This is a genomic window from Streptomyces sp. CB09001, from assembly GCF_003369795.1.
Taxonomy (GTDB): Bacteria; Actinomycetota; Actinomycetes; order Streptomycetales; family Streptomycetaceae; genus Streptomyces.
Genome location: NZ_CP026730.1, coordinates 2,515,758 through 2,527,401 on the forward strand (window position 1 = coordinate 2,515,758; position 11,644 = coordinate 2,527,401).

At 69.5% G+C, this 11,644-nt stretch carries 14 protein-coding genes; 5 read left to right on the forward strand and 9 right to left on the reverse strand.

What is annotated here, in order from left to right:
- Positions 1-117 precede the first annotated feature (117 nt).
- Together C4J65_RS11660 and C4J65_RS11665 are read left to right on the forward strand one after the other, a co-directional pair.
- On the forward strand, positions 118-1,413 hold the full coding sequence (locus C4J65_RS11660; protein WP_115742358.1) for a PTS transporter subunit EIIC: 1,296 nt from the start codon (positions 118-120) through the stop codon (positions 1,411-1,413).
- Between the two features lie 227 nt (positions 1,414-1,640).
- A complete protein-coding gene (locus C4J65_RS11665) occupies positions 1,641-2,891 on the forward strand; it encodes a PTS transporter subunit EIIC (protein WP_115742359.1) in 1,251 nt (416 codons plus the stop codon).
- A gap of 84 nt (positions 2,892-2,975) precedes the next feature.
- Here the strand turns inward: C4J65_RS11665 and C4J65_RS11670 are convergent, their stop codons facing one another.
- Entirely contained in the window at positions 2,976-3,728 is a 753-nt protein-coding gene (locus tag C4J65_RS11670; protein WP_115742360.1) for an MBL fold metallo-hydrolase, read from the reverse strand.
- Positions 3,729-3,932: 204 nt separating this feature from the next.
- Between C4J65_RS11670 and C4J65_RS36325 the strand changes: the two genes are divergently transcribed.
- Complete coding sequence (locus tag C4J65_RS36325) at positions 3,933-4,091, forward strand: hypothetical protein (RefSeq protein ID WP_115746404.1); 159 nt, start codon at positions 3,933-3,935, stop codon at positions 4,089-4,091.
- Between the two features lie 89 nt (positions 4,092-4,180).
- Here C4J65_RS36325 and C4J65_RS11680 read toward each other — a convergent pair whose 3' ends face one another.
- The 7 genes from C4J65_RS11680 to clpS form a co-directional block, all read right to left on the reverse strand.
- Positions 4,181-5,131, reverse strand: a complete 951-nt coding sequence (locus C4J65_RS11680) for a cysteine synthase (RefSeq protein ID WP_115742361.1) — start codon at positions 5,129-5,131, stop codon at positions 4,181-4,183.
- Between the two features lie 6 nt (positions 5,132-5,137).
- Positions 5,138-5,416: a MoaD/ThiS family protein gene (locus tag C4J65_RS11685; RefSeq protein WP_115742362.1), complete on the reverse strand. Its 279-nt coding sequence runs from the start codon at positions 5,414-5,416 to the stop codon at positions 5,138-5,140.
- Between the two features lie 99 nt (positions 5,417-5,515).
- On the reverse strand, positions 5,516-5,611 hold the full coding sequence (locus C4J65_RS37185) for a putative leader peptide (protein WP_309546867.1): 96 nt from the start codon (positions 5,609-5,611) through the stop codon (positions 5,516-5,518).
- Between the two features lie 79 nt (positions 5,612-5,690).
- Complete coding sequence (locus C4J65_RS11695) at positions 5,691-6,113, reverse strand: M67 family metallopeptidase (RefSeq protein ID WP_109032680.1); 423 nt, start codon at positions 6,111-6,113, stop codon at positions 5,691-5,693.
- A 166-nt stretch (positions 6,114-6,279) separates the two neighbouring features.
- Positions 6,280-7,707: an amino acid permease gene (locus C4J65_RS11700; RefSeq protein WP_115742364.1), complete on the reverse strand. Its 1,428-nt coding sequence runs from the start codon at positions 7,705-7,707 to the stop codon at positions 6,280-6,282.
- Positions 7,708-8,058: 351 nt separating this feature from the next.
- Complete coding sequence (locus C4J65_RS11710; protein ID WP_115742365.1) at positions 8,059-8,667, reverse strand: DUF2017 domain-containing protein; 609 nt, start codon at positions 8,665-8,667, stop codon at positions 8,059-8,061.
- 53 nt (positions 8,668-8,720) lie between these two features.
- Positions 8,721-9,038, reverse strand: a complete 318-nt coding sequence (gene clpS, locus C4J65_RS11715; RefSeq protein ID WP_030180153.1) for an ATP-dependent Clp protease adapter ClpS — start codon at positions 9,036-9,038, stop codon at positions 8,721-8,723.
- A 109-nt stretch (positions 9,039-9,147) separates the two neighbouring features.
- Here clpS and C4J65_RS11720 point away from each other — a divergent pair, with 109 nt between their 5' ends.
- Together C4J65_RS11720 and C4J65_RS11725 are read left to right on the forward strand one after the other, a co-directional pair.
- Positions 9,148-10,494 carry a nicotinate phosphoribosyltransferase gene (locus tag C4J65_RS11720; protein ID WP_115742366.1) on the forward strand — a complete coding sequence of 449 codons (1,347 nt, stop codon included), beginning with the start codon at positions 9,148-9,150 and terminating at the stop codon, positions 10,492-10,494.
- 79 nt (positions 10,495-10,573) lie between these two features.
- Positions 10,574-11,161, forward strand: coding sequence for a nicotinamidase (locus tag C4J65_RS11725; protein ID WP_115742367.1), 588 nt, complete (start codon positions 10,574-10,576; stop codon positions 11,159-11,161).
- Between the two features lie 4 nt (positions 11,162-11,165).
- On the opposite strand, the gene C4J65_RS11730 is transcribed toward C4J65_RS11725, so the two are convergent.
- Positions 11,166-11,510, reverse strand: a complete 345-nt coding sequence (locus C4J65_RS11730; RefSeq protein WP_003975892.1) for a hypothetical protein — start codon at positions 11,508-11,510, stop codon at positions 11,166-11,168.
- Positions 11,511-11,644 lie beyond the last annotated feature (134 nt).

Genomic DNA, 11,644 nt, shown 5'->3' on the forward strand with positions numbered 1-11,644 from the left:
ACAGTTGGCCCAACTTCGCGAGCGGTCATGCGGTGTGTACCGAATGATGGCGTCACGGCGGCTGAGCCGTCTGTCAACTGGTCTACACCAGTGTACCGGCGACCGGATGGAGACCGGATGAGTGCCGACAGTGCGGTCGGTCCCGCGCGCGCCCGCTGGAACAAGGCGTTCCAAGGGTTGCAGAAGATGGGTCGTTCCCTTCAGTTGCCCATCGCGGTCCTGCCCGCCGCCGGCATTCTCAACCGGCTGGGGCAGCCGGACGTGTTCGGGGACGACGGTCTGGGCTGGACGAACGTCTCGAAGGTGATGACGGGCGCGGGCGGTGCGCTGCTCGACGGGTCGCTGGGGCTGCCGCTGCTGTTCTGTGTGGGCGTGGCCATCGGGATGGCGAAGAAGGCGGACGGTTCGACGGCGCTCGCGGCGGTGGCGGGGTTCCTCGTCTACTACAACGTGCTGCGGCAGTTTCCGGAGGACTGTCCGGAGGGGTCGAAGGTGGTCCCGCAGGTCGGTTGCCAGGTGACCGACGGTTCGGGGGAGGTGACGGCGTTCGTCTTCCAGAATCCGGGGGTGTTCGGCGGCATCGTGATGGGGTTGCTGACGGCGTACTTCTGGCAGCGTTTCCACCGGACGAGGCTGGTGGACTGGCTGGGCTTCTTCAACGGCCGCCGGCTGGTGCCGATCATCATGGCGTTCGTGGCGATCGTGTTCGCGGCGCTGTGCCTGTGGGTGTGGCCGCCGATCGGTGACGCGCTGGAGAGTTTCAGCGACTGGATGACCGGGATCGGCGCGTGGGGCGCGGGTGTGTTCGGTCTGGCGAACCGGGCGTTGCTGGTGATCGGTCTGCATCAGTTCCTGAACGTGCCGATGTGGTTCCAGTTCGGTTCGTACACGAAGCCGGACGGCACGGTGGTGCACGGTGACATCAACATGTTCCTGGCGGGCGATCCGGACGCGGGACAGTTCACGACGGGCTTCTTCCCGATCATGATGTTCGCGCTGCCGGCGGCGGCGTTGGCGATCACGCACTGCGCGAAGCCGAACCGGCGCAAGGAGGTCGGCGGTCTGATGCTGTCGGTGGGGCTGACGTCGTTCGTGACGGGGATCACGGAGCCGCTGGAGTACTCGTTCCTGTTCATCGCGCCGTTGCTGTACGCGGCGCACGCGGTGCTGACGGGTGTGTCGATGGCGGTGACGTGGGCGCTGGGGGTGAAGGACGGGTTCAGCTTCTCGGCGGGGCTGATCGACTACGTCATCAACTGGAACCTGGCGACCAAGCCGTGGCTGATCATTCCGATCGGGCTGTGTTTCGCGGTGGTGTACTACGTGGTCTTCCGGTTCGCGATCACGAAGTTCGATCTGAAGACTCCGGGGCGGGAGGCTGACGAAGAGGTGGAGGACGTCACCAAGGTGTAGACCGGTTTCCTTCCTCACGTACCCTTTGAGGGTGGTCTCGCGAAGGCCCCCGGACCGTCGGTCCGGGGGCCTTCGCCGCGCCCTCGCACGTGCGTGAGCAGGGGACTTGGCCGGGTACTGCGCGTAGCGGTCCGGTCGCGGAATCACGGGTTCCTTACGCCGCCTTCATCGTGCTACAACAGGTCTACACCACTGAGTGGTGTAGACCACCACCCGATGGAGGAAGCATGAGCACCGCCACCGACACGGCGGCCCCCGCAAAGAAGCGGGGATCCGGTCTTTTCCAGGGGCTGCAGAAGGTAGGACGCAGCCTCCAGCTCCCGATCGCCGTTCTCCCGGCGGCGGGCATCATGGTCCGCCTCGGTCAGCCGGACATCTTCGGCGCGGACGGCCTCGGCTGGGACAAGGTCGCCGCCGTCTTCAACAACGCGGGCGGTGCTCTCACCGGCTCGCTGCCGATCCTGTTCTGCATAGGCGTGGCCATCGGCTTCGCCAAGAAGGCCGACGGCTCGACCGCGCTGGCCGCGGTGGTCGGCTTCCTCGTCTACAGCAAGGTGCTCGAGGCCTTCCCGGTCACCGAGGCGGTGGTCCAGGACGGTGCGGACGTCGCCGCGACGTACAACGACCCCGGTGTGCTCGGCGGCATCATCATGGGGCTTCTCGCCGCCGTGCTGTGGCAGCGGTACCACCGCAAGAAGCTGGTGGACTGGCTCGGCTTCTTCAACGGCCGGCGTCTGGTGCCGATCATCATGGCCTTCGTCGGCATCGTCGTGGGTGTCTTCTTCGGTCTGGTCTGGGAGCCCATCGGCGACGGCATCTCGAACTTCGGTGAGTGGATGACCGGCCTCGGCTCCGGCGGCGCGGCCCTCTTCGGTGGCGTGAACCGCGCGCTGATCCCGGTCGGCATGCACCAGTTCGTGAACACGGTGGCCTGGTTCCAGCTCGGCGACTTCACCAACTCCGCCGGTGACGTGGTGCACGGTGACATCACCCGCTTCCTGGCCGGTGACCCCTCCGCCGGCATCTTCCAGTCGGGCTTCTTCCCGATCATGATGTTCGGTCTGCCGGCCGCCGCGCTGGCCATGGCGCACACCGCCCGCCCGGAGCGCCGCAAGGCCGTCCTCGGCATGATGCTGTCGCTGGCCGCGACCTCGTTCGTCACGGGTGTGACCGAGCCGATCGAGTTCTCGTTCATGTTCATCGCGCCGGTCCTGTACGTGCTGCACGCGGTGCTGACCGCCGTGTCGATGGCCGTGACGTGGGGCCTGGGTGTGCACGCCGGGTTCAACTTCTCGGCCGGTGCCATCGACTACGCGCTGAACTGGCACCTCGCCACCAAGCCATGGCTGATCATCCCGATCGGTCTGGTGTTCGCGGCGATCTACTACGTGACGTTCCGCTTCGCGATCGTCAAGTTCAACCTCAAGACCCCGGGCCGCGAGCCCGAGGAGGAGATCGAGGACCTCACCAAGGCGTGAGCCCCGGCCGTACGGCGTGACGAAGGCCCCGGAACCGCGAAGGTTCCGGGGCCTTTGCGCTGCTGTGCGGTGGGTGTCGCCGGCTCAGATCTCGTACACCGCGCCCGCGGTGGCGACCTCCACCGCCCCGTCGTACACCTCGCGCGCGTCGGCCAGGTTGACCGCGGGATCGGTCCACGGGGGGATGTGGGTGAGCACCAGGCGCCGGGCGCCGGCCCGGTCCGCGCTCTCGCCCGCCTCGCGTCCGTTGAGGTGCAGGTCGGGGATGTTCTCCTTGCCGTGCGTGAAGGCGGCCTCGCACAGGAACAGGTCGGTGTCGCGGGCGAGTTCGTCCAGCACGGGGGTGACGCCCGTGTCGCCGGAGTACGTCAGGGACCGGCCGCCGTGCTCGACGCGGACGGCGTAGGCCTCCACGGGGTGGGCGACGCGCTCGGTGTGCACGGTGAACGGGCCGACCTCGAAGGTGGACGGCTTGACCGTGTGGAAGTCGAACACCTCGCTCATGGAGGAGGCGGACGGGGTGTCGGCGTAGGCGGTGGTCAGCCGGTGCTCGGTGCCCTCGGGTCCGTAGACCGGGAGCGGGGCGCAGCGGCCGCCGTCGTGCCGGTAGTAGCGCGCCACGAAGTAGGCGCACATGTCGATGCAGTGGTCGGCGTGCAGATGGCTGAGGAAGATCGCGTCGAGGTCGTAGAGACCGCAGTGGCGCTGCAGCTCGCCGAGGGCGCCGTTGCCCATGTCGAGGAGCAGCCGGAAGCCGTCGGCCTCGACGAGGTAGCTCGAGCAGGCCGATTCCGCGGACGGGAACGACCCCGAGCAGCCGACGACGGTGAGCTTCATGAAGCAGAAACCTCCGCTGGCGCGTGTGGAGAGACGGGGGTCGTGCGGTCCGTCGAGCGTAAGGCGCAAAACCTGCGGTCGCTCCTCCGCCAGGGGCCGTTGTGGGCGAACTCACCTGCGGGATCACCGGTTCGGCTGGACGCGGGGCGCGCGGGGTACTCGAAGGGGCGCGCGGCCGGGGCGCGCGCCGGTACCGTCGTCGGTATGGACACGTCCTGGTGGCTCGTCTTCGCGGCGGTGGTGCTGCTCGCGCTCGTAGCGACGGTCGTCGACGGCTGGGGCCGGGGCCGGCGGCCCCGTGGCCGCGGGCGGCGTCCCCGGGGGTGGCGGGACGAAGACGGCGGGCGGGGGCCCGGGGACTGACGCACCCCCGCGGCGCGTACGCCGCGGGGGTGCCTCGGTGTGGTCCGCGGGGTTCCCCGCGCCACCGAACGGGGGCGCGGGAGGAACCGTCAGGCCCAGAGCTGGCCCTGGAGGGTTTCGATGGCCTCTTCGGTGGTGGCCGCGGTGTAGACGCCGGTGGAGAGGTACTTCCAGCCGCCGTCGGCGACGACGAACACGATGTCCGCGCTCTCCCCGGCCTTGACCGCCTTCTTCCCGACGCCGATCGCGGCGTGCAGCGCGGCGCCGGTGGAGACGCCCGCGAAGATGCCCTCCTGCTGGAGCAGCTCACGGGTGCGGGTGACGGCGTCGGCGGAGCCCACCGAGAAGCGGGTGGTGAGGACGGAGGCGTCGTACAGCTCGGGGACGAAGCCCTCGTCGAGGTTGCGCAGGCCGTAGACCAGGTCGTCGTAGCGCGGTTCGGCGGCGACGATCCTGACGTCCGGCTTGTGCTCGCGCAGGTAGCGGCCGACGCCCATCAACGTCCCCGTCGTCCCGAGGCCCGCGACGAAGTGCGTGACCGAGGGCAGGTCGGCGAGGATCTCCGGGCCGGTGCCGGCGTAGTGGGCTCCGGCGTTGTCCGGGTTGCCGTACTGGTAGAGCATCACCCAGTCGGGGTGCTCGGCGGAGAGTTCCTTGGCGACGCGTACGGCGGTGTTGGAGCCGCCCGCGGCCGGGGAGGAGATGATCTCCGCGCCCCACATGGTGAGCAGGTCCCGGCGTTCCTGGGAGGTGTTCTCGGGCATCACGCAGACGATGCGGTAGCCCTTGAGCCTGGCGGCCATGGCCAGCGAGATGCCGGTGTTGCCGCTGGTCGGCTCCAGGATCGTGCAGCCCTTGGTGAGGCGGCCGTCCTTCTCGGCCTGCTCGATCATGTGGAGCGCGGGGCGGTCCTTGATCGAGCCGGTCGGGTTGCGGTCCTCGAGCTTGGCCCAGATGCGGACGTCGTCGGACGGCGACAGCCGCGGCAGGCACACCAGGGGGGTGTTGCCCACCGCGGCCAGCGGGGAGTCGTAACGCATCGGCGATCAGGCCGTGCCACCGGCGACCGCCGGCAGGATCGTGATGCTGTCGCCGTCGGACAGCTTGGTGTCGATGCCGTCGAGGAAGCGGACGTCCTCGTCGTTCAGGTAGACGTTGACGAAGCGGCGGAGCTGCTCGCCGTCGACGATGCGGGCCTGGATGCCCGTGTGCCGGCTCTCGAGGTCGGCGAAGAGCTTGGCGAGGGTGTCCCCGGTGCCCTGCACCGCCTTCTGGCCGTCGGTGTACTGGCGGAGGATGGTCGGGATGCGGACCTCGATGGCCATGGCTGAGGGCTCCTGTCGGAAGTTTGTCGTGGGTTCTGAGGGCGCGCGGCGGCACACGTCAGCACGCCGCGGCACACGGCCGTACGGCGGCGACGAAGATCAACAGATGGCGCTTTTCAGCCTGCACAGGTCGACGTGCAGCCGCGCCACGAGCAGCGTGCCCGGCGCCTTTTCGCTCACGTCGAGAAGAACCATGGGCTCATCGTATCGATTCCCGACCCGACTTCCCGAGTGTGATCTCACCTGGTGGACCAATTCCGTCCGAAGTTCGAGATCAGTACGCCTCGACGACCTTGACCTCCTCCTCCGTGACCTCGCCCTCCACGATGCGGAACGAGCGGAACTGGAACTCGCCGGCACCGTCGGTGTCCGCGGTGGAGACGAGGACGTAGTGGGCGCCGGGCTCGTTGGCGTAGGTGATGTCGGTGCGGGAGGGGTGGGCCTCGGTGGCCGTGTGGGAGTGGTAGATGACCACCGGTTCCTCGTCGCGGTCGTCCATCTCGCGGTAGAGCTTGAGAAGGTCCTGCGAGTCGAACTCGTAGAACGTGGGCGAGCGGGCGGCGTTGAGCATCGGGATGAACCGCTCGGGGCGGCCCTCGCCGACGGGGCCGGCCACCACGCCGCACGCCTCGTCGGGGTGGTCCTCGCGCGCGTGGGCGACGATCTGGTCGTACAGGGCCTGTGTGATGGTCAGCATGCGGCCAGGATAGACAGACGGGCCCGCCCGTACCGATGGGCGGTACGGGCGGGCCCACATGCCGGACATCCTGAGCGGTGGCCGTGCCGGGTGCCACGAGCACCCCGTGCGGCCGGACGTCCGCGGTGCGCGCGAAGGCGCTGGTCGGCGGTGGCCGGCGGGTCCGTCAGCCGATCTTCTCGAACTCCGGCTCGCCGGGCCGTTCGGTGATCCGCGGGTTGCGGCTCTTGAGGACCGCCCAGCCGATACCGAGGGCGGCGGCCCAGCCGGCCATCACGTACAGGCAGACGCGGGCGTCGGCGTCGTAGGCGATCAGGCAGGTGACGAAGAGCAGGAAGGCGATGGCGACGTAGGAGCAGACCGAGCCGCCCGGCGCCGGGAAGGAGGACGCGGGCAGGCGGCCCGCGACGACCTTGCGGCGGTACAGCACGTGACTGATCAGGATCATCAGCCAGGTCCAGATGCCGGCGGCGGTGGCGACGGAGGTGACGTAGCCGAAGGCCTTCTCCGGGACGAGGTAGTTCAGGACCACGCCGATGGCCATGAAGACGACCGAGACGGCGATGCCGATGGCCGGGGTCTTCGTCGAGGACAGCCTGTTGAAGACCCTGGGCGCCTCGCCGTTGTCCGCGAGGGTGCGCAGCATGCGGCCCGTGGAGTACATGCCGGAGTTGCAGGAGGACAGGGCGGCGGTGAGCACGACGAAGTTGACGATGCCGGCGCCGGCCGGGATGCCGATGACGGTGAAGGCCTCCACGAACGGGCTGACGCCCTCGGCGAACTCGGTCCACTTGACCACCGCCAGGATGACGGTGAGGGCGCCGACGTAGAAGAGGGCGATGCGCCAGGGCAGGGTGTTGATCGCCTTGGGGAGGGTCTTCTCCGGGTTCTCGGACTCGCCGGCGGTCACGCCGACCAGCTCGACGGCGAGGTAGGCGAACATGACGCCCTGGAGGGTCATCAGGGAGGAGCCGATGCCCTTGGGGAAGAAGCCGTCGAACTCCCACAGGTTGGAGACCGCGGCGGTGTCGCCGGCCTGGCTGAAGCCGAGGGTGAGCACGCCGACGCCGATCACGATCATGCCGATGATGGCGGTGACCTTGACCATCGAGAACCAGAACTCGATCTCGCCGAACAGCTTCACCGAGATCAGGTTGGCCACGAACAGCAGGACCAGGAAGACCAGGGCCGAGACCCATTGTGGGATGTCCGGGAACCAGTAGTGGATGTAGATGGCGGCGGCGGTGAGTTCCGCCATGCCGGTGACCACCCACATCAGCCAGTACGTCCAGCCGGTGAAGTAACCGAAGAAGGGGCCGAGGAACTCGCGCGAGTACTCGGCGAAGGAGCCGGAGACGGGCCGGTAGAGGAGCAGCTCGCCGAGCGCCCGCATGATGAAGAAGATGATCACGCCCGCGAGGGCGTACATGAGGATGATGCTGGGGCCGGCCTTGGCGATGTTGGCCCCGGCGCCCAGGAAGAGACCGACGCCGATGGCGCCGCCGATCGCGATCATCTGGACCTGGCGGCTGTTGAGACCGCGCTCGTAGCCCTCCTCGGGGGCCTTGTCCGTGTCGACCTGCGCAGAGGTCATGTGTGGTGCGCCTTTCTCCATGCCGACCCGGGCCTTCAGTCGGCCGCGGATCGGGTCTCGATCCCCCCGGATGATGGAGCTGAGCGGGCCTCACATCCCGCTCGGTGCCTGGCCGGCGGTCTGCCGGCTCGGTGGCGCACCCGGCCGAACATTCGGGTGGTGTTCGCCGGGCGGTCGTGAAGATTTACCACGACGGCGGCGCTGATCACAGGGGCGGACTGTGACGTGTCACACAGGGAGAAGCGGACGAAAGCCGTACCTCCGGGACAAAGAAGGCGCGGCTTTGACGGGATCGTTATCCGGATTTGAGGCCCCGCTGAGCGGACACGGAGAGTGACGAAACGGTCTCGTTCAGGGCATAAGGGTCGCGACGAGCGACTCCTGGAGCCCGCCGAGCCACAGGTACGCCATCACCATCGGCTTGCGCGGGTCCTCGTCGGGGAGCCGGTAGAGCAGGTCGGTGTCGTCCTCGTCGGCGATGTCCAGGCGGGAGCCGATCGCCAGGCGCAGGTCGTTCAGGGCGCGCAGCCACTGCTGGGACTCCTGGGGCGACAGCTTCAGCACCGCGCCCTCCTCGCCCGCCGACGCCGAGGAGAGGGCGTCCAGGGTGCGGACCACCGCCAGCGCGTTGTCCCGCTTGCCGGCCCGCAGGTCGTTCTCGGTGTAGCGGCGGAACTCCGCGGAGTGCGCCCGCTGCTCCTCGGCCTCCTGGGCCTGCGGGGTGCCCTCGGGGTCGCCGTAGGCGTCCGGGAACAGGCGGCGCAGCACAGGGTCGGAGGGCGGCTCGCTCGGGCCGTCGGCGAACAGCTCGGCGAGCGGGTCGTCGGAGGCGTCCTCGGCGGGCCCGGGGCCGATCAGCTCCAGGAGCTGCACGGCCAGGGAGCGGATGATGGAGATCTCGACGTCGTCGAGCGCGACGGCCGCGCCGCCGCCGGGGAGCGGTTCGAATTGTCCGGGCATGAAGGCGATTCAGCTGCTTCCGTCCTGCGGGCGGGCGTGGGTCGTTTCCGGGCTCATTTCCGGTCCTGCTGGAGGGTGGCCCACAGGCCGTAGCCGTGCATGGCCTGTACGTCCCGTTCCATCTCCTCCCGGCTGCCGCTGGAGACGACCGCCCGGCCCTTGTGATGGACGTCCATCATGAGCTTGGTGGCCTTGTCCTTGGAGTAGCCGAAGTAGGACTGGAAGACGTACGTCACGTAGCTCATGAGGTTGACGGGATCGTTGTGGACGATCGTCACCCAGGGCACGTCGGGCTCGGGTACGGCGAAGACCTCCTCCGCCGACTCGGTCTTCTCGATCTCCATGGGTGCGGCTGCCGTCACAAGGCCCATGCTGCCACCACAGGGGGGCACCCGCACAAACGGGCCTGTGGCGGGCGCCACGCGAACCGGGCGGGCCTGGAAATCGTCAGTCTGACGAAATGGGGGTACGATCCGTCGTATGAACACAGCGGACCTTGGGCTGCCGGTGGACGTCCCCTCGACGGCGCTCTTCACGGACCAGTACGAGCTGACCATGCTCCGAGCCGCGCTGAAGGCCGGTACGGCCGGGCGGCGGAGCGTGTTCGAGGTCTTCACCCGGCGGCTGCCGGACGGCCGCCGCTACGGCGTCGTGGCGGGCACCGGGCGGGTGCTCGACGCGGTGGAGAACTTCCGCTTCGACGCGGGCGTGCTGCGCTTCCTGCGCGAGAAGGACATCGTCGACGAGGAGACCCTGGACTGGCTCGCCCAGTACCGGTTCGGCGGCGACATCTGGGGCTACCCCGAGGGCGAGGTGTACTTCCCGGGCTCGCCGATCATGCGGGTCGAGGGCACCTTCGGCGAGTGCGTGCTGCTGGAGACGGTGATCCTCTCCATCCTCAACCACGATTCCGCGATCGCGGCGGCCGCCTCCCGCATGTCCTCCGCGGCCGGGCAGCGCCCGCTGATCGAGATGGGCGCCCGGCGCACCCACGAGCTGGCCGCCGTCGCCGCCGCCCGCTCGGCCTACGTCGGCGGTTTCGCGACCACCTCCGACCTGGCCGCCGGCTTCCGCTACAACATCCCCACCGTCGGCACCTCCGCGCACGCCTTCACGCTGCTGCACGACAACGAGCGGGACGCCTTCCGCGCCCAGGTGGACTCGCTGGGCCGGGACACCACGCTCCTGGTGGACACCTACGACGTCGCCGAGGCGGTCCGTACCGCTGTGGAGGTGGCCGGGCCCGAGCTGGGCGCGGTGCGCATCGACTCCGGCGACCTGCTGCTGGTCGCGCACCGGGTGCGCCAGCAGCTGGACGAGCTGGGCGCCACCGAGACGAAGATCGTCGTGACCTCGGACCTGGACGAGTACGCCATCGCCTCGCTGGCGGCGGCGCCCGTGGACGCCTACGGCGTCGGCACCCAGCTGGTGACCGGCTCCGGGCACCCGACGGCCTCGATGGTCTACAAGCTGGTCGCCCGCGCCGAGTCCGGCGAGGAAGGGGCGCCGCTGGTGCCGGTGGCCAAGAAGTCCACCGGCGGCAAGACCTCCGTCGGCGGCCGCAAGTGGGCCGCGCGGCGCCTGGACGCGGACGGGCACGCGGAGGCCGAGGTGGTCGGCACCGGGCCGGTGCCCGACGCCCTCGCCGACCGGCAGCTCCTGGTCGAGCTGGTCAAGGGCGGCGAGGTCGTCGCCCGCGAGCCGCTGGACGCCGCCCGGGACCGGCACGCGGCCGCCCGCGCCAACCTCCCGCTGTCCGCCACCCAGCTCTCCCGAGGGGAACCCGTCATTCCGACGGAGTACGCGCACGGGGCCTCGGGTAGCTAGAACGGGTGCGGCCCCACAAGGCCCGAATCAGCCCCAGATCTCCTGCATCCACAGTCGACCCAGTCGAAGGACACCGACCATGCGCCGCGCCTTGATCGTCGTAGACGTGCAGAACGACTTCTGCGAGGGAGGCAGCCTCGCGGTGTCCGGCGGTGCCGACGTGGCAGCCGCCATCACCGAGCTGATCGGGCAGGCGCCCGCCGGCTACCGCCACGTCGTGGCCACCCGCGACCACCACGTGGCACCGGGCGGCCACTTCGCCGACAACCCGGACTACGTCCACTCCTGGCCGGCGCACTGCGTCGCCGGCACCGAGGGGGTCGGCTTCCACCCGAACTTCGCCCCCGCCGTCGCCTCCGGCGCGATAGACGCCGTCTTCGACAAGGGCGCGTACGCGGCCGCCTACAGCGGCTTCGAGGGCGCCGACGAGAACGGCACGGGCCTCGCCGAGTGGCTGCGCTCCCGCGGGATCGACGAGGTCGACGTCGTGGGCATCGCCACCGACCACTGCGTGCGGGCCACCGCCCTGGACGCCGCCCGCGAGGGCTTCCGCACCCAGGTGCTGCTCGACCTGACCGCCGGGGTGGCCGCCGAGACCACCGATCGGGCGCTGGAGGAGCTGCGGGAGGCGGGCGTGGAGCTGTCCGGCAAGCCGGTCGTGCAGTAGCTCCCTAGGTCTGCGCGGTCGGGCGTCTGAGCAGGGCGCGGATCGGGTGCCACAGTTCCTGGACCAGGTCCGGGCCGCCCACGGCGCCTGCCACCGGTGCCGTGCGCCATATCAGGCCGTCCGGATGGTGCAGGACCGCGGTGATCTCGTCCGGCGTCGGCGGGGCCGCGTTGCCCCGCAGGTAGACGCTGCGCAGCCCCAGGTTGCGCAGCCTGGTCAGGGCGCGCGCCCGGTTCTGGGCGTGGACGAGAAAACGCACGCTGCCGGCGCTCGCCGGGGCGGGGCTGGGCAGGTTCAGTGCCACCACCACCGTGCCGTTCGGCAGCTTGCAGAAGCCTCCTGCGGCCATGCGGTCATACCCCCGAGTCAGCCTGTGCCGGTCCGGTTGCCGGACCCGGTGTCAATAAGAGAACCACAGGACGCACCTAAACACGGATCGGCGGCGACCCGCCAGGGGGTCACCGCCGATCATGCTCTGACCTG

Coding starts and splice junctions, on each gene's coding strand:
- C4J65_RS11660 (WP_115742358.1), top strand. CDS start 118: ATGAGTGCCGACAGTGCGGTCGGTCCCGCGCGCGCCCGCTGGAACAAG.
- C4J65_RS11710 (WP_115742365.1), bottom strand. CDS start 8,667: ATGCCCGGACAATTCGAACCGCTCCCCGGCGGCGGCGCGGCCGTCGCG.
- clpS (WP_030180153.1), bottom strand. CDS start 9,038: ATGGGCCTTGTGACGGCAGCCGCACCCATGGAGATCGAGAAGACCGAG.
- C4J65_RS37185 (WP_309546867.1), bottom strand. CDS start 5,611: ATGGTTCTTCTCGACGTGAGCGAAAAGGCGCCGGGCACGCTGCTCGTG.
- C4J65_RS11695 (WP_109032680.1), bottom strand. CDS start 6,113: ATGCTGACCATCACACAGGCCCTGTACGACCAGATCGTCGCCCACGCG.
- C4J65_RS11670 (WP_115742360.1), bottom strand. CDS start 3,728: ATGAAGCTCACCGTCGTCGGCTGCTCGGGGTCGTTCCCGTCCGCGGAA.
- C4J65_RS11700 (WP_115742364.1), bottom strand. CDS start 7,707: ATGACCTCTGCGCAGGTCGACACGGACAAGGCCCCCGAGGAGGGCTAC.
- C4J65_RS11685 (WP_115742362.1), bottom strand. CDS start 5,416: ATGGCCATCGAGGTCCGCATCCCGACCATCCTCCGCCAGTACACCGAC.
- C4J65_RS36325 (WP_115746404.1), top strand. CDS start 3,933: ATGGACACGTCCTGGTGGCTCGTCTTCGCGGCGGTGGTGCTGCTCGCG.
- C4J65_RS11665 (WP_115742359.1), top strand. CDS start 1,641: ATGAGCACCGCCACCGACACGGCGGCCCCCGCAAAGAAGCGGGGATCC.
- C4J65_RS11730 (WP_003975892.1), bottom strand. CDS start 11,510: ATGGCCGCAGGAGGCTTCTGCAAGCTGCCGAACGGCACGGTGGTGGTG.
- C4J65_RS11680 (WP_115742361.1), bottom strand. CDS start 5,131: ATGCGTTACGACTCCCCGCTGGCCGCGGTGGGCAACACCCCCCTGGTG.
- C4J65_RS11720 (WP_115742366.1), top strand. CDS start 9,148: ATGAACACAGCGGACCTTGGGCTGCCGGTGGACGTCCCCTCGACGGCG.
- C4J65_RS11725 (WP_115742367.1), top strand. CDS start 10,574: ATGCGCCGCGCCTTGATCGTCGTAGACGTGCAGAACGACTTCTGCGAG.